Origin of the sequence: Paenibacillus konkukensis (assembly GCF_023523925.1) — a bacterium.
GTDB classification, from domain to species: Bacteria; Bacillota; Bacilli; order Paenibacillales; family NBRC-103111; genus Paenibacillus_S; species Paenibacillus_S doosanensis.
In genome coordinates, this window is sequence record NZ_CP027059.1 from 7,904,135 (window position 1) to 7,920,448 (window position 16,314).

Sequence of the window (16,314 nt, forward strand, 5' to 3'; positions counted from 1 at the left end):
TGATTACACATTGAGTATAAATTATGTACTTGTAAAACACAAGTACAAGCTTGCAAAATGCAAGCACGATTTGTGTAATCATTCTCATGAAAAGCGCCGGGGTATAACAAGTAATTGAAATTTTACACAGATTCAAAAAGTTTAAAAAGACTATGGCAAAAAATTTTATATCATAATATGCTTTTCTTAGACATCGATGTACTTATATTTAAAAGGTGAAAAAGTATGAATAAAAGAATTGCAGATTTCGAAAGTCTTATTACAACCGACTACGGTAATATTGCTGGTATTGTGGTACTGCACGGCGGCGAAAAGGTATATGAAGGCTATTTTGACGGCTACACCGCCGACGATACCGTCCATATTGCATCGGTGACAAAAAGTGTTGTTTCTGCGCTGATTGGTATTGCCATTGATAAAGGCTATATTAAAAGCATAGATCAGAAAGTATTGGATTTTTTTCCCGACTACAAGGTCAAACGCGGCGAGAAGACGATACAGAATGTTACAATAAAAAATATGCTGACAATGACCGCACCGTATAAGTACAAGTCGGAGCCATATACAAAGGTTTATACAAGTGATGATTGGACTAAAGCTGCGCTGGACTTGTTGGGTGGTAAGGGCGGTCTTGGAGGGTTCAAGTATTCCACCATCGGCATACAGGTTATGTCGGGAATTCTCGCTAATGCAACAGGCCAACCGGTACGTGATTTTGCCACAGAAAATTTGTTTGAACCACTTGGCATCAAAACACCCCATAATACGATTATCCATTGCAAAGAGGAGTATTTTGCTTTCATTAAGGATAAATATGCTCGTGGTTGGGTGATAGATCCGAAAGGCACGAACACCGCCGGTTGGGGACTTACCTTAACGCCACGGGATATGACAAAAATTGGACAGCTATACTTAAATGGAGGCTTGTGGAACGGCAAGCAAATTCTATCCTCAAAATGGATTGAGGACAGCACCAAAGAAAACAGCCGAAGGGGAGAGTTGCCGTACGGTTATTTGTGGTGGATTATGGACAACAAGGGACATCGTTGTTACGCAGCTTTGGGTGATGGCGGAAATACGATTTTTGTAAATCTCGACAAGAAAATCGTAGTTGCAATCGCTTCACGATTTATGCGACGTGCGAAGAACAGAATTGAATTGATTGAAAAACATATTATACCGTTATTTATTAACAATAATCAGTGAGACAAAAAATTTTACAGTAAGGACTTCTTCCAAATTTAGAGAGTAAATAAAAAAATTCTTGTAATGTAGAAATCGGAATAGCGGATACGTCATTATAGTGAAACCAAATTCCAATTTAAAAGGAGGAGTTTTTGTATGAATTACACTTTGATGTTTTACGAGAGCCAGGAGGACTTTGCGGCCAGAACGGACCCAGCGCGACAACAACAATACTTGGCAGGCTGGACGCACTATGTGCATGCTTTGCGGCAGGCTGGAATTGTTGTGTTCGGTTCGGGGCTCTATGCTCCTGAGACAGCTGCTACAATGAAGCGGCGCAGCGGTGAGATGGCGGTTCAGGACGGACCGTTTCCCGAGACGAAAGAGCAGCTCGGCGGGATTTTCGTGATTGATGTTCCAGACTTTGACACTGCATTAGAGTGGGCTGCTCGAGGGCCTGTCGATACGGTTGAGGTCAGACAGAACATTCCCACGTTGAAGTGATCATTTCTATGGAAACGAATCAGGTCATTGAAAAAACGGCACGTGATGCTTATGGTCGATTGCTTTCTTATTTGGCTGTACATTGGCGGGATCTGCAGGCTGTTGAGGATGCTATTGGAGATGCTTTTCTCGCCGCGCTAGAAACTTGGCCCAAGGTCGGCGTTCCGGATAAGCCTGAAGCATGGCTAATTACGGCCGCCCGAAGGAGGCTTATCGATCGTGCCCGCCGTACTCGGATTTCCGAAAGTGCGCTGCCGACTCTCCTTGTCATGTCCGAGGATACACAGCGTCTGACTTCTTCAAGCGCTGCTTTTCCGGATGAACGCCTAAGGATGATGTTTCTTTGCACTCATCCGGCAATTGATCCTGTGATGCGCACGCCACTTATGTTGCAGACAGTGCTTGGGATCGATGCAGCCCGAATTGCGGCTGCATTCATCATTAAGCCCTCTACTATGAGCCAGCGTCTTACTCGAGTCAAAGCAAAAATCCGTGCCGAACGCCTTATTTTTGAAATGCCTGATGCAGAAGAGATTCCGAATCGCCTCGATTCCGTTTTGGAAGCTACCTATGCTGCTTACGGGAGCGGGTGGGGAGAGGCAGCTATTGCGGATTCGTCTCGTAAGAGATTGGAGGAGGAGGCAATCTATCTGGGAAAGCTGCTTCTCCAATTCGCTCCCCGCGAGCCGGAGGTTTACGGTCTGTTGGCGCTCATGCTGCACTGTGAGGCACGCCGTGAGGCCCGATATGATGACGAGGGGAACTATGTTCCCCTCTCTGAGCAAAAATGTTCGCGATGGAATCAAAGCTTGATCATGGAAGCGGAGCGTTATCTGCATAACGCTTCGCAAGCCGGTGGAATCGGTCGCTTTCAACTCATGGCCGCGATTCAATCGGTGCATGCTCAGCGTTTATGGACCGGGCGTATCGAGTGGGAGGCGATTGCTCAGTTGTACGAGGGGCTCATTTGCATGTACCCGTCGCTGGGCGCATTAGTCGGCCGAGCCGCCGCGGTCGCGGAGGCTTACGGAGCGGAACGGGGCATTACCTTGCTGGAAGCTATTCCATCTGAAAAAGTGGTGAATTACCAGCCTTATTGGGCGCTTGCCGGACATTTGTACAAGCGGATGAATCGAATAGAAGATGCTCGTTCTGCTTATAGCCATGCTATCGGACTAAGCACAGACGTTTCTGTTCGACAATTTCTAAGCCGCCAAGCTTCAGCGAAATCCATCGGCATCGATAAAAAGATCTCCGGAAGTGCCTTAAACTTGCCGTTACAATAGCGAATCGATTTTTTGATATGCCTAGGAGGTTTAAGAGAGAAGCTTTTTTGAAGGCATGTTCGAATCCATGCAGGAGAGCTTCGGAGGAACTTTCGATCAGCTTGAGGAATATTTGGCAGACCATTCTTAACCGGGATTCGTACGGTGAGCCGTATCGCGACTTCCAATTTTCGAAAAAAACTTAGCGAGGTTGGGAAGCTTCTATGCCGCGCATGGTCTTGGGATGTGTAGAGTATATGAGGAATCGCGTACAGTGGATGGAATCACTTCGGAAAGGAGGATGTAATTATGTACTTTCATGGTTATAGAAAAATTTGTTGAGGAGTTAGGATTTCAAACATTTTTCACTAGCCCTGTTGAATACCCGGCCCTTCAACATCCCCATCCTGGTTTGGATTGTGATGCAAGAACGTCCATAGGCTGATTTAGACAAAGAGCCATCCGCCGCAGGATGGTCTTAAAGCTTGCCGTTACAGACGGTGTAATTGGCGCGGGTCATCTTTTTATTAAAGGTATATTTGAGCATCAATGCGACGCAAAGAATAAAACCCAACAGCACGGAAGCTGCAGCAAGTCCTGAAACTTCAAAGTGGGGAAGACGGCAGCGCAAACAGCCCGGGAAACGGGCTGCACGAAAGCACATATTTTACCGCTTAGATCGGCTTACCCCCTCCGTCCTCGTTTGCGCTTCCCAATCGCCTCGGTGACGACGAAAGCGAGCTCTTCGTTCCCGTACAAAGAAAGCACGCCGAGTACCGTGTCATCCGGCACTTCTCCGGCTTCTTCTTTGGGCACGGTCAATTCCATCGCCTGCTTTAACGCTTCGTTCGCCTCCTGATCAGGATAAGCTTCGGCATACAGAGCGACCGGGTCGAGCCCGTTATTTACGCACCATTGAGCGAAGACAAGGATCATCATCTGCTCATCGCGCTGGTACCCTCGAATAAATTGTTCTTCCATTTCGTTGCGATTCATTGAAAAATCTCCTTCTAGACGGTAAGATAGGTTCATTATAGCGAAAGTTCAGGGGGATTCACAATGATTACGAATGAAAAAATAAAAGCGACCGAAGTGCAGCTGACCGGCTTGAACGGTGAAGATCTTGGGGTCGTCCCTACGGCGGAGGCGCTGGCTATGGCCAAAAAGCTGAAGGTGGATTTGGTATGCACTTCGCTGATGAGCAGTCCTCCGCCGTGCAAGCTGATGGGAGCGGGAGCCGCGAAGCAGGAAGCACAGCAAGCCCGCAGGCAGGAGGCCAAGGAGAACTGCGCTCCGAAAGTGAAGGAGATTCGGCTGACCCCTCACATTGAGGAGCATGATTACGATACGAAGCGGAGCCAGGCGGAGCGAATACTGAAGTCCGGCGATGCCGTCATGCTGGTCGTGCGGATTCAAGGCAAGGAAGGAGCTCAGGCGAAGGAGCTGCTGGAGCGTCTGATCCGGGACTTAAGCGGCGAAGGGAGCAAGAAGACAGGCATCCAGCTTAGCGGGAAACAGGCGGCCGTGCAATTGGACCCGCTGCAATAAATATGAGCTCAAGCCTTGTCTCAGGGATTTTACATGAGGCAAGGCTTTTTTTGGGTTGAACTTGGAGGGCTGTCTAAGGCAAAGAACCCGAGAGCCAACATTGGCCCCAATGGCAGCTTCGGCCGTTCAAGTTGTAACTTGGATGGTTGGATGCGGATCATCTGAATTAAGCGATATTTTCCCGTGACTTTACAGTATACTGTGGTAGTCTGGAAGGAAATGGGGGGGATCGCATTGAATCAGCCGCTTGGTTTTGCCACCGAGTCGTTAAAACTCCGGATGTTTACAGAGGATGATTATGACAAGCTGTTCGCGTTAACGAGACAGACGGAGATTACCGATCTGCTGCCGGATTGGAAGATGACGGAGGAACAGCTGCAGCGCTTTTTGAAGTTTGTTATACGTTCTTATAATACGTTTCAAGCGTCCGATGTGCGGATTTTATTGGCGATGGAAGAGAAGATGAGCGGAGACCTTATCGGCTGGTGCGGCGTTTTTCCGAATGACAAGCTGAAGGTGACTGACAGAGAGATCGCTTATGCGATTTCCAAAGACTTCCGAAACCGCGGATACGCGACAGAGGCGGTTCAAGGGATGGCGGCGTTCATTTGGGGCTGCACGGAGCTTGAGGAGATCGTTGCGATTGTGAAACCGTTCAATAAAGCGTCGCGTAGAGTATTGGAGAAATCCGGTTTTGAACGATTGGATCGGCGCCGGTTGTCCGATGGCCGCGACTATGATTATTTTAAATCGGGACGTCCGTGTGTCCCCAACTGTAAGATTTTGTGATACGATGGATAGAAGGTTATCTCCATGCAAAGGAGAATAAGGAGAGGAGCATAACGATGTGGACACGAAGTGAACTAAAGAGCAGGGCCAAACGGGTGCTCGGCAGAACCTACTGGAAGGCGTTTGTCGTCAGCCTGCTGCTGGCTTTTGTTACGGGGGGAGTGCCCAGTTATTCCTTTAACTCGACGATCGGGGGAGAAGGTCGAAACGGGGCGAGCGCTTCGGCGAGCTGGCCGAATATGGGAAGCGAGTTCAGCGGCGAATTCGGAGGGGCGCTGCTGGCGATCATAGCGATAGCCGTCATTATCGGATTTCTCGTGCTACTGGGCGTGCTGGCGTTCCGCATTTTTTTGAGCGCGCCGCTCGAGGTGGGCTCCCAGCAATATTTTAAGCAGGCGGCTCTGGAAGATGCTAATATGAGCTATATAGGCTACGCCTTTGGCGAAGGAAGATATATCAATATTGTCAAAGGGATGCTGTGGAGACTGTTTTTGAACTTTTTATGGTATTTGTTGCTGATTATTCCCGGCATCGTCAAATCGTACGCCTACAGCATGACGCCGTTTATTTTGGCGGATAATCCGGGAATCGGCACCAAGCGAGCGGTTGAGCTTAGCAATCAGATGACGCAAGGGCATAAATGGAGAATGTTCGTCCTCGACCTCTCGTTCATCGGATGGTATCTGCTCGGCACGCTTGCGTTCTTCGTCGGCGTGTTGTTCGTTCTGCCGTATGTCAATGCCGTCAAGGCGGAGCTGTACCTCGACTTGCGGGAACAGGCGGTCCACGACGGCAGGAGCAGCAGAGCCGAGTTAAACATGCTGTGATGCGAAAAGGAGAGAGATTCGGACTATGATGACGCTGAGATGGAAAGGGATCGTGCTGCTCGCGGCCGTCCTGCTGCTCGGCGGATGCAGAGGGGGCGAAGCGGCGGGAGGGAAGCTTCCGCCGAAGGAGGTGCAGCCCCCGTCCTCTTCGGAGGCGCCGGCGCCTCAGACCCTGGAGGAGGAGCTGCGGCAGGATACGGTCAAGAGCGTGCAAGTGGCGCAAATTCCGATGGGGGAGATAAGGCGGCTGCCGCTGCTGGCGGACCGTCCGGATGACAAGCCTATTATCGCCAAGCTGGCGGAATGGCTGCGCAGCGCAGCCCCGGGCGAGCCCGCGGCGGTCGACGAGAAACGGTATAGCGAAGTCCGTCCGCACGTTCAAGTGGGGATAGAATGGGCCGACGGACGGTCGGCTATTTTGGAGCCGGTATGCACGATGGAACTTGCAACGAACTTGACGGATTGCCACGAGCAAGAGGGGTTCGTGCGCCTGTATCGCGGCGGAGCCGCCGAGCCGGAGACGATCGTATCGCCGGAGCTGGCCGGTTGGCTTAACCGCGACTACCGCTATGAGACCGTCGGCGTGCTGAACGATCCCAATCCCCGTGCGGAGGGAGTATCTGCGCAGGGAACGCTGCGGCTGGTGCCCGCTTCGGAGGAGCGGGTGCAGCAGCTCGGAGCTCCGAGCTGTATCGGACGGGAGGACGATTACCGTATCGCGGGAAGCTATGACCTGACGTTTCAGCCGGCTGGCGGAGAGTCGGCTGCGGTCCGCCATTTTGACGATTTATCCCTCATTCGCCCGGATTTGCAGCCTTTTGCTATGAAAAGGGTTTCATTCGGTTCGTTCGAAGCGTTTGCATTCATTCCTGCCTATGCGGACTGCCACGGCATTGAATTTTATTTGTTCGGCGTCAAGGACGGACAGGCTTTTCCTTTCTCGTTTCAAATCGACGGAGCCGTCCGCCCGACGTTCGACATTGGGCCTGGACGCGATTTTGCCGTCGCAGACGGCCGGTTGCTCGTAGAAGGCGGAATATCCGCGGGTATGGATTACCCGATCCGCTATACGTTTCAGCCGGATTTGCAGGCCCGAACGATGCAGCTTGTCCGCCAGGAGGAGATTAAGCCGTAACCGGAATCGCGCCCGCGCATTTCATAAAGTACAAGGATACCCGCATAAATAATTAGGAGGTGGGGGCGCAAACGGCCCAATATGCTCTGGGGAGTTGATTCGGAATGCTGCAGAAGGTTGCCCGGATGGGAAAAGACGTCAAATACGCGGCCGTATCCGTTTTGTCCGTCATTGCGGTCATTGTGCTGCATCTGATTCATTTTTTATCGGCTCCGGTCATGATGGGGGCGATGGAGATGCAGGGCCATCAGCATGGGGCGCACGGCGCGACGCCGCAGACGATTTTGTTCACGATAGCGCTGCTTGCCGTCAACGGTGCGGGCATGTATTTTGCCGTGCGGCAGCTGCATATGGCCTGGAAGCAGAGAAGAAGAGGCTGGCATACGTATATGTGCTGCACGATTTCGACCGCTGTGCTGATCATCGGCGTATATACGATCGTCTCCTGATATAAGATAAGATCGCAATGCAATGTCTCCAGGGCTGCCCAGGCAGTCTTGTTTGCATTTTGCCGGATGGGGAATATATGTTCCTATTGATTCGGCGCATAAATCATAATAAGATATCGACAGGAGATGATCAGATGAATAAAGGTTCTTTATCTTTTCAAACGGTCAGACGCAAGCAAATCGTCGATGAAGTCGTCGAACAGCTGCAGCGCAAAATTTCGCTCGGCGAGCTGACGCCGGGCATGCAGATTCCTACGGAGCCGGAGCTGATGAGCCAGTTTGCAGTCGGCAGATCGACGATCCGCGAAGCGGTGCGCGTGCTCGTTCATGCCGGATTGCTGGAGAAGAAGCAGGGCCAAGGAACGTTCGTGTGCGGGCAGAAGCCGATCCAGGAGCCGCTCGATTACAGGCTTAGGCGTGCGGAAATTCTTGAGGTGTACGAGGTGCGGCGCATGCTGGAATTAGAGGCGGCCAAGCTCGCAGCCGAGCGGCGCGACGACGAAGACTTGAAGACGATGCGGCAGTATCTCGACCAGCGCCAGGCGGCATTGGACCGCAATGACGTCAAAGGTTATCTGGACGCCGATGTCGCTTATCACAGCGCCGTAGCGACGGCGACCAAGAACGCGGTGCTTGCCGATCTGTACCACAGCTTCACCGACGTCATGAGGTCGGCATTGGAAATTTTGGTCAGCGACCCGGAGTACAAGGGTCATTTTACGCTGCAGCATGAGAAAATCTACGAAGCGATCAGAGACCGGGACGTACATGCCGCTGAAAAATACAGTATTCAGCATTTGGACGAAACCAGTCTGGATTTGAAAAGGCTCGTTAATGAACAGTAATCTGTTCTGCTCAAGCAATCATCCGGAGGATTCGATGCGGGACGGCGATGTTAGAGTGGCTAGGCTGAGAAGCGGACACTCTTTTCATAGCTATAAACATCTGATGATAGGATGAATACTAACCAGAGACGGGCTGCCGGAAAGCAGGGTTTATTTTTTTAAGAAAATTCATCAGATGATAAGATGTAAAACAAAGATTCGGATCGGAGTGAGAACCAATATGAGTCAAGCTGGCACAAGTCAGGCTTCCGTCATCATGCGCCAATCCTCGGCTACGATGTACCCCATATTATTAGCAATCAGCATCGTCCATCTATTGAACGACGCCATCCAATCGATCATCCCGGCCATGTTTCCGGTGCTGCGGGACTCTCTGAGCTTAAGCTTCGCGCAGATCGGCTGGATCGGGTTTACGCTGAACATGACGGCGTCCGTCATCCAGCCGGCGATCGGTCTGTACACGGATGCGCGCCCTAAGCCTTATCTGCTGCCTATCGGCATGCTGTTTTCGCTGGCCGGCGTCATCGGCCTGGCGTTCGCGCCTTCGTTTGTCTGGCTGCTCGTTTTCGTCGTGCTGGTCGGCATCGGTTCCGCCGTGCTGCATCCGGAATCTTCCCGGGTCGCCCATCTGGCTGCCGGCTCGCGCAAAGGGCTGGCTCAGTCGATCTTCCAGCTGGGGGGCAATACGGGGCAGGCGCTCGCTCCGGTATTGGCGGCGCTGATCTTCATTCCGCTCGGTCAAAAAAGCATGCTGTGGTTCACTTTGGCCGCCGGGGCAGCCATCATAGTGCAAATTTCGGTATCCCGCTGGTACGGGAATCATCTAAGCGTAAGCAGGCGGCAGAGCAGCGTGGGGCAGGCGGACGTCAGAAAAGTTGCGTTATCCCGCGGTACGGTAGCGTTGGCGTTAACCGTGCTGGTGTTTATGTTATTTTCCAAATTCGTTTATATGGCGAGCATGACCGGGTATTATGCTTTTTACCTGATGGACCGATTTCATATGACGACGGAGCATGCGCAATATTATTTGTTCGCGCTCCTTATTGCGGGCATGGTCGGGACGTTTGTCGGAGGGCCGCTGGCCGACCGTTTCGGCCGCCGCAACATGATCTGGTTCTCCATACTGGGAACGGCGCCGTTCTCGCTGCTGCTGCCTTACGCCGGGCCGTTATGGTCGCTGATCTTGTGCGTTCTCATCGGCTTGATTCTGTTGTCGGGCTTCTCGGTTATCGTCGTGTACGCCCAAGAGCTGCTTCCCGGCAAAGTGGGCACGATTGCAGGCTTGTTCTTTGGCCTTGCTTTTGGACTCGGAGGCATCGGCTCCGCGCTTCTCGGCTATTTGGCGGACTGGGCGGGGATGGAAATCGTGATCAAGGTCAGCGCCTTCCTGCCGCTGCTCGGCTTGCTTGCCGCCTTGCTGCCTTCCGACGCTATCCTCGCAGGGAAACGTCCGGAGCGCAAATAACCGGAGTCCCGTAAAGCCCGCCGCAGGCAAGCGGAGCCTTTCCTTCATTCGTCTGATCATCTCCGGTTTCACAAGCGAAATCTCGATCCGGTTGGGTCAAAAGCCTATCCTTCCGACCCGATGTGGTTTATAATAGGATTCGGCGCCTTGCTTTGAACGCCAAATTTCGGAAAATGGGCGGATCACCGGAATGCAGAACAAGAACGTTATCATTTTGGCTATCTTTTACGCATTTATTTATATGAGCACCGGCTCCTTCTCCTCCTATATCGGCGTCTATTTCACGGAGAAGGGGATCGGGCATACGGAGATCGGCATCTTGACCTCTATCGGGGCGGTCGTGGGGCTGTTCGCTCAACCCGTGTGGGGGCTGGCCGGAGACCGGTCGAGGACGAAGAACAAGGTGCTGATGGTCTGTACGCTGCTGGCGGGGCTGACCGTATGGCTTGTGCCGTGGGCGGGAACGATGTTTTTGCCGCTGCTGATCGCCATGGCCTTGTTCAGCTTGTTCCAGATTGCGATTAACCCGTTAAGCGATGCGATTACTTTGGAATTGTCTTCCCGGGGCGTCGTCCGCTTCTCGACTATCCGCACCTTCGGTTCGATCGGTTATGCGGTCATTTCGATCGCCGCGGGCTGGCTGTTCGCCGAGCATATCGATACGATCTTTCTGGTGACCTCCGGCATTATGCTGGGCTGTTTTCTGCTTTCCTTGGGCATCCCGCAGGTAGCCGGCCATCAGAGCGGCAAGAACAAGGTGAAGCTCGTCGAAATTTTCAAAAGCAAACCGCTGATCGCGCTCTACGCATATACGCTTGTTTTATCTACGACGATGGGATTTCTATGGTCGTTTCAAGCCATATACAGCAAAGAGCAGGGAATCGGCATGGAGGTTATCGGGATCGGGCTGGCCATAGGCTCGTTCACGCAGTTTCCGTTTATGATCTTTTTTCAGCGCATTTACGATCGGTTCGGCATCCGCAATATTTTGCTGATATCCGGATTGATCCACACGGTGAGATGGTGCTTGTATGCGATGACGCTGACGCCGTTCACGTACTTGCTCAGCTGGATTCTTCACGGCGGCACGTACATCATGTTTTACATGTGTCTGGCGGAATACGTCAACCGGCATGTGCGGAAGGAATTGAAGGCGACCGGACAAATGCTCAATTCCGTCATTCAGCTGAGCATCGGCAAAATTATCGGCGGCATGCTGGGAGGATTGTATGCGGCCCGGTTCGGCTTCCAAAACTCGTTCGTCACGCTGGCGCTGATCGGCGCCGTAGCTACGGCGGGATTTTATATAGCCTGCCGGGTTTTTCGGATATTTCCCGGCAGCAGCAAGCTGGGAGCAGGAACCGGCAGCGATACCGCAAGCTTGTCGGAATGATGGATTCAATGCGGACGTCCGCGCGTCCGCGATTGTACCCGTTCAAGGACGAACGGGTTTTTGCTGCGTTTGAAACGATGCGAAGCTGTGAGCAACGGGCAACCGGGCGGGGCTTGTACAGAGCACGAGGCCGCATCCGCAGCTTATTCACAATACTAAACGGCGAATAAGTTGTTTAGCTGATATTTGCTATAATTTAGTTTATTTTTAATTGACAATGCACAAAACGCGATGTTATCATAAATATCGACCGAGAAATAATAGCGCTTACATTTTGCTTTGCTTATTGTTTTAGCTAAATTCTGACGCGTTTTACTAAATGCTGCAAGGCTGCAACGACAACCAAAGCACGGCGAAAAGGGGAGATGTAGCGTGAGGAAAAAGCATCGGGGAATTCCGGTTATGGTGATGTCCGGTTTATTGGCTATGGCGCTTGGCGGGTGCGGCGGCGGCACCTCTTCCGAATCCGGCGCAGAGGGGAAATCTTCCCAAGAAGCCGGCGGTTCCTCCAAAGGGCCGAGCGACAAGCCGGTCGAGTTGACCGTCTATTCGGCTCCCGGCGACTCCGAGGAGTCGTGGAACGAACGGTTCGGCGATCCGATCAGAAAGAAATTTCCTAATATCTCGTTCAAATTCATCAACCCCCGCAATAACGACGCCCAGAAGCTGCCCAATCTGATCGTAGCGGGAACGACGATCGATTTGTACTACGAGTCGATCGGAGGTTTCTTCGTCAATGTGCCTCAGTACAATCTGCAGTACGATCTGACGCCGCTGATCAAACAAAACAACATCGATCTGGATTCCTTCGAACCGACCTTGATCGAGGCGATGAAGAATAATTCCGGCGGGCAAATTTGGGGGCTGCCCGTCAATAATAACAATATGGTGATGTATTATAACAAGGATATTTTCGATCGTTTCGGCGTTGCCTACCCGAAGGACGGGATGACCTGGGATGAAGCGATAGAGATGTCCCAGCAGTTCAATAAGACCGAGGAAGGGAGAAAGTACGCGGGGCTGGCGGTATCTCCGAATCACATTATCCGGATGAACCCGTTCTCGCTGCCGGTTGTCGATGCCAAAACGAACAAATCGACGTTCGCCGACGAGAAATGGAAGACGCTGCTGCAGACGATGTTCGTGCGCCCGGCGGCCAGCGAAGGATATAAGGACAAAATCCGCTCGTTGGGCAATAAGCTGCCTTATGCGACGGAATTTACCCGGACGCAGGATTTGGCGATGTACGTGCATCAATCCAATCTTCCGTTCATCGACTCCACGTACCAGACGACCAATTTCGATATGGTCTCGTTTCCGACCTTCAAGGACATGCCGGGCATCGGCTCGCAGGCTTACCCGACGTACTTCGCGATTCCGGCAAACAGCGAGCATAAGGAAGAAGCGTTCCAAGCGATTCAATACTTGGTATCCGGCGAATATCAGATGGAATATTCCAAGAAGGGCGTCATGCCGGTATTGAAGGATGAAAGCTATAAGAAGGTGTTTGCGACGGAGACAAGGTATACGAACGTCAACTTCGCCGCTGTATTCCGCAATCAATTCGCTCCTATTCCTAATAAAACAAACTATGACGGCATTGCCGAAGGAGCGCTGACCTCGCAGCTTATCGATCTGTCCTTGAACAATACCGATCTGAACTCGGTGCTCAGAAAGGCCGAGGAAGACGCCAACAATAAGATCGAAACCGAGAAAGCGAAGAAATAGAGGCTCGCTCGACGAGAGACGATACATAGATAACGGCCCGTTCCGGTCAGGACGGGTTTTTTTATTGTTTAGGAAATGATGCGCAGCCATATCCTGAGAAAAACCGGGGGCTCCCCCGAAAGGAATGTCTAACCATAGAACGATCCCAGCGGAATGGTTAGACGCCGATCCAGCTGAAGCTGGATGCGGACGGAATAAGCTTCAGAGCATCACGTCACTTTTGGGGGATTTGTTCCATTGGTTCCCCCACAAGCAAGCTGAATCAGCTTCCAAGCTCAGGCGCCCGCTTTGCGGGGTTATTTTGTGGCGGTCGAGGCTCGTTGGCATAGGGCGATGACTAGCAGGAGCAGCGGATAGATCAATTGGATCGTGAAGGAATAAAAGGGAGCCGTCGTAGAGAAAAACATGGACAGTTGCTGCAAATTGGGGGAGACCCACATCGCGCAAAAGAGGCTGAGCAATCCGAGCGGAGCGACAAGCGGCCGATAATCGGGCAGATTCAGCCACTGTGCGGTGCCGATGGCCAAGGCGTAGAACCATAACGAGATTTGGATAAAACCTCCCAATATCCATGTCATCAAGATGACGACGTCCAGATGCTCTATAAAGTCGGCTACGCTAATGAACGAAGCGGCGACATAAACCGGGAAGATGTAGGACGCGGTGAGATTGCCGAATACGAACAAGCTGGCAATACTGCAAAATACCATCGTCAGCATCATCGCCAGAACGGCCAGCATTCCCCATTTCAAGCCCCGGGCCGATTCTTTGTTGAACGGATACAGGAAGGTAATCAGAAAAAACTCGATGAACCAGGTATGCGGGACGACGGAGCCTTTCAGGGAGGGGCCGATTCCCTTTTCCATTAAAGGAAGAATGTGGCGAGCGTCCATGTCCGGTATAAGCATTAAAAAAATGCTGACAAAGATAATAACGATAAACGGAAAAAACACTTTCGTGCAGCGGGCCAGCACCTCCAGCCCTCCCCGGACGGAAAAAATGCAAACAAAAATTAAACTCCCCATAATGACGAGGATCGGCGTTCTCGACAAAAACGATTCGACTAAAAATTCTCCGTATTCCCGGGTAATAAGTCCGATGCCGTGCAGTAAGAAAAACAAGACGAAAAACCCTCCCGCTTTGCCGATCACCCGTCCGGCGATTTTATCTCCATACTGAATGATGGATTCATGAGGGTACAGACTGTGCAGCTTCCAAGTAATATAGATGATGACAAAACCGCTTACGGAGCCCCAGACTGGGGAGAGCCACATGTCCCGTCCGGCTTCTTTGGCCGTAATGGCGGGCACCATCAAGGTCGCCGTAGCTCCGATCATGAAATACATCAGCATTCCGAGCTGAACTGCGGATATTTTGCCGTTCTCGATCATTCCGTTTCCCCTTCCTCTGCCCATTCCCAGTAAACGATAAAATAAGTGCCGGACAGGCAGCGCGAAGTCCTGGCTGTCCTCTATGCATTGTTGCCGGAAATATCCGGCTGTAAACCCTGCCGTCCGGGAAATGGGGAGGAGCGTGTTATAGCAATGGAAACTCTTTACAAACGATACGGTCCCCCTTATAATAGGTTCAAACAGTCCAGTGGGGGGGTTATCGTTATGAACCGGCGTTCATTCATTCTTATTCATAGCTATAACCATCATCATAGGTAGGCGTTTGTACAGCGGACATTCTTCGCAGGTACAAACGCTTATTGGCGTTCTGCCTGCGGACTAGAGGTTGAAGAGTCATGCGGGTATTCGATATCCGTATGGCTCTTTTTGTTTTTTTAAAATCGAAAAGGAGGCAATGTGCATGCAAAGTATTATCTACCGGCTGCCGGAGCAAAAAGAACTTCTTATGGAGAAATACAAGACTCATAAAACATTGTTCGGCAGAGAAGTGCTAAGCGGGATTTTGAACATTTTCGATGAGGTGGCTTCCCATGGCGATGAAGCGATTCTGGAGCTGACGAAGCGTTATGACGGCGTGGAGATAACAGAGCTTATGCTGACGGACGGTTATATTGCCGACTGCGTGGCATCCTTAACTCCGACGCTCCGAAGCGCCGTCGAGCGGGCAATCCGCAACGTGCGAGAGGTGAACACGGTCCTGCTGCCGCAATCCTGGAGCAGGGAAATCCGGCCGGGCACGATCGTCGGAGAAACCGTAAGCCCGCTGGAATCGGTGGGGATATGGATTCCGGCGAGGAAAGGGCCGCTGCTCTCGACCGCCGTCATGCTGGTAGCGGCGGCCAAGACTGCGGGAGTGAAGCGGATCATCGTCGGCATGCCGCCGCTTCAGGACGGCTGCGGCGATCCGGGGACGGTAGCGGCGGCCAGGCTGGCCGGGGCGGATCAATTCGTGATCGGCAACGGAGTGGCCGTCATTGCCGGATTCGCCCAAGGCACCGCCGCGATCCCCGAAGTAGACGGGATCTTCGGTCCCGGCCCCGGCGGCATCGCTGCGGCGATGAGCGTAGCGATGACCTACGGCAAGCGGAGCGCCCTCGGCATCGGGCCGACCGAGTCGGTCATACTGGCGGACGATACCGCCGATCCGGTGAGGCTAGCCTATGATCTCCTCAACGAAGGGGAACACGGTCCCGACTCGTCCTCCATTCTGGTGACGACTTCATCCCGTGTGGCCCGGGAAACGGAGACGGCTCTTTGGAGATGTATAGGAGAGGTTGAAGAGGGGAGACGGCAAAACGTGCGGCAGGTGTTCGGCCCCGGCGGCAAAGGAGCGATCATTGTTGCGACGGACACCGACCAGGCTTGCGATTGGGTCAACTGGTTCGCTCCGGAGCACTTGATGGTTGTATGCGCCAAGGAAACGGAAGCCCGCGTGTTAAGCAAGATTGCGAATGCGGGAGAAGTTTTGATCGGCCAATATACGCCGTTCTCCGCAGCCAATTACGGAATCGGCATTACCGCCGTACTGCCGACGAATCATTTTGCCAGGGCCTACTCCGGGGTCACGTCCAAGGATATGGTCAAATATACAACCGTAGGTCAACTAAGCAGGGACGCGCTCGCGGATATCGCGCCGGTCATCCGCGAGCTGAGCGCCTACGAGCAGCTGCCGTGCCACAGGAGAGCGGCGGATATTAGGCTGGCGGATCGCGGCTGAGCAGGCGGAAACCACGAAGCGAGGCGATGCGGTTCGTTCTTAAGGGACATTC

At 52.3% G+C, this 16,314-nt stretch carries 15 protein-coding genes; 13 read left to right on the plus strand and 2 right to left on the minus strand.

The window, feature by feature from the left end; all coding sequences use genetic code 11:
- Window positions 1–225 precede the first annotated feature (225 nt).
- From SK3146_RS34630 to SK3146_RS34640, 3 genes are all read left to right on the plus strand, one after another.
- Entirely contained in the window at window positions 226–1,206 is a 981-nt protein-coding gene (locus SK3146_RS34630) for a serine hydrolase domain-containing protein (protein ID WP_249863065.1), read from the plus strand.
- Window positions 1,207–1,341: 135 nt separating this feature from the next.
- Window positions 1,342–1,689 (plus strand): YciI family protein, encoded by a 348-nt coding sequence (locus SK3146_RS34635; RefSeq protein WP_249863066.1) that lies wholly within the window; start codon window positions 1,342–1,344, stop codon window positions 1,687–1,689.
- Between the two features lie 8 nt (window positions 1,690–1,697).
- Window positions 1,698–2,975 carry an RNA polymerase sigma factor gene (locus tag SK3146_RS34640; protein ID WP_249863067.1) on the plus strand — a complete coding sequence of 426 codons (1,278 nt, stop codon included), beginning with the start codon at window positions 1,698–1,700 and terminating at the stop codon, window positions 2,973–2,975.
- Between the two features lie 663 nt (window positions 2,976–3,638).
- On the opposite strand, the gene SK3146_RS34645 is transcribed toward SK3146_RS34640, so the two are convergent.
- Window positions 3,639–3,950, minus strand: a complete 312-nt coding sequence (locus SK3146_RS34645) for a hypothetical protein (RefSeq protein WP_249863068.1) — start codon at window positions 3,948–3,950, stop codon at window positions 3,639–3,641.
- A gap of 63 nt (window positions 3,951–4,013) precedes the next feature.
- Between SK3146_RS34645 and infC the strand changes: the two genes are divergently transcribed.
- The 9 genes from infC (at window position 4,014) to SK3146_RS34690 (ending at window position 13,133) form a co-directional block, all read left to right on the plus strand.
- Complete coding sequence (gene infC, locus SK3146_RS34650; protein ID WP_249863069.1) at window positions 4,014–4,502, plus strand: translation initiation factor IF-3; 489 nt, start codon at window positions 4,014–4,016, stop codon at window positions 4,500–4,502.
- Between the two features lie 183 nt (window positions 4,503–4,685).
- Window positions 4,686–5,291 (plus strand): GNAT family N-acetyltransferase, encoded by a 606-nt coding sequence (locus tag SK3146_RS34655; RefSeq protein WP_249863070.1) that lies wholly within the window; start codon window positions 4,686–4,688, stop codon window positions 5,289–5,291.
- Window positions 5,292–5,347: 56 nt separating this feature from the next.
- Window positions 5,348–6,118: a DUF975 family protein gene (locus tag SK3146_RS34660; protein ID WP_249863071.1), complete on the plus strand. Its 771-nt coding sequence runs from the start codon at window positions 5,348–5,350 to the stop codon at window positions 6,116–6,118.
- A gap of 25 nt (window positions 6,119–6,143) precedes the next feature.
- On the plus strand, window positions 6,144–7,253 hold the full coding sequence (locus tag SK3146_RS34665) for a hypothetical protein (protein ID WP_249863072.1): 1,110 nt from the start codon (window positions 6,144–6,146) through the stop codon (window positions 7,251–7,253).
- Between the two features lie 104 nt (window positions 7,254–7,357).
- Window positions 7,358–7,702, plus strand: a complete 345-nt coding sequence (locus tag SK3146_RS34670; protein ID WP_249863073.1) for a hypothetical protein — start codon at window positions 7,358–7,360, stop codon at window positions 7,700–7,702.
- Between the two features lie 134 nt (window positions 7,703–7,836).
- On the plus strand, window positions 7,837–8,547 hold the full coding sequence (locus tag SK3146_RS34675; protein ID WP_249863074.1) for a FadR/GntR family transcriptional regulator: 711 nt from the start codon (window positions 7,837–7,839) through the stop codon (window positions 8,545–8,547).
- A gap of 256 nt (window positions 8,548–8,803) precedes the next feature.
- Complete coding sequence (locus SK3146_RS34680) at window positions 8,804–10,012, plus strand: MFS transporter (protein ID WP_283942856.1); 1,209 nt, start codon at window positions 8,804–8,806, stop codon at window positions 10,010–10,012.
- 190 nt (window positions 10,013–10,202) lie between these two features.
- The gene (locus SK3146_RS34685; RefSeq protein WP_249863075.1) at window positions 10,203–11,405 is read left to right on the plus strand and encodes an MFS transporter; all 1,203 of its coding nucleotides are present in this window, start codon (window positions 10,203–10,205) and stop codon (window positions 11,403–11,405) included.
- Window positions 11,406–11,777: 372 nt separating this feature from the next.
- Window positions 11,778–13,133: an ABC transporter substrate-binding protein gene (locus SK3146_RS34690; protein WP_249863076.1), complete on the plus strand. Its 1,356-nt coding sequence runs from the start codon at window positions 11,778–11,780 to the stop codon at window positions 13,131–13,133.
- Between the two features lie 296 nt (window positions 13,134–13,429).
- Here the strand turns inward: SK3146_RS34690 and SK3146_RS34695 are convergent, their stop codons facing one another.
- A complete protein-coding gene (locus SK3146_RS34695) occupies window positions 13,430–14,524 on the minus strand; it encodes a GerAB/ArcD/ProY family transporter (protein WP_249863077.1) in 1,095 nt (364 codons plus the stop codon).
- Between the two features lie 421 nt (window positions 14,525–14,945).
- Here SK3146_RS34695 and hisD point away from each other — a divergent pair, with 421 nt between their 5' ends.
- A complete protein-coding gene (gene hisD / locus SK3146_RS34700; RefSeq protein WP_249863078.1) occupies window positions 14,946–16,262 on the plus strand; it encodes a histidinol dehydrogenase in 1,317 nt (438 codons plus the stop codon).
- Window positions 16,263–16,314: the final 52 nt, after the last annotated feature.

Coding starts and splice junctions, on each gene's coding strand:
- SK3146_RS34640 (WP_249863067.1), top strand. CDS start 1,698: ATGGAAACGAATCAGGTCATTGAAAAAACGGCACGTGATGCTTATGGT.
- SK3146_RS34645 (WP_249863068.1), bottom strand. CDS start 3,950: ATGAATCGCAACGAAATGGAAGAACAATTTATTCGAGGGTACCAGCGC.
- SK3146_RS34675 (WP_249863074.1), top strand. CDS start 7,837: ATGAATAAAGGTTCTTTATCTTTTCAAACGGTCAGACGCAAGCAAATC.
- hisD (WP_249863078.1), top strand. CDS start 14,946: ATGCAAAGTATTATCTACCGGCTGCCGGAGCAAAAAGAACTTCTTATG.
- SK3146_RS34635 (WP_249863066.1), top strand. CDS start 1,342: ATGAATTACACTTTGATGTTTTACGAGAGCCAGGAGGACTTTGCGGCC.
- infC (WP_249863069.1), top strand. CDS start 4,014: ATGATTACGAATGAAAAAATAAAAGCGACCGAAGTGCAGCTGACCGGC.
- SK3146_RS34660 (WP_249863071.1), top strand. CDS start 5,348: ATGTGGACACGAAGTGAACTAAAGAGCAGGGCCAAACGGGTGCTCGGC.
- SK3146_RS34670 (WP_249863073.1), top strand. CDS start 7,358: ATGCTGCAGAAGGTTGCCCGGATGGGAAAAGACGTCAAATACGCGGCC.
- SK3146_RS34695 (WP_249863077.1), bottom strand. CDS start 14,524: ATGATCGAGAACGGCAAAATATCCGCAGTTCAGCTCGGAATGCTGATG.
- SK3146_RS34630 (WP_249863065.1), top strand. CDS start 226: ATGAATAAAAGAATTGCAGATTTCGAAAGTCTTATTACAACCGACTAC.
- SK3146_RS34665 (WP_249863072.1), top strand. CDS start 6,144: ATGATGACGCTGAGATGGAAAGGGATCGTGCTGCTCGCGGCCGTCCTG.
- SK3146_RS34680 (WP_283942856.1), top strand. CDS start 8,804: ATGCGCCAATCCTCGGCTACGATGTACCCCATATTATTAGCAATCAGC.
- SK3146_RS34685 (WP_249863075.1), top strand. CDS start 10,203: ATGCAGAACAAGAACGTTATCATTTTGGCTATCTTTTACGCATTTATT.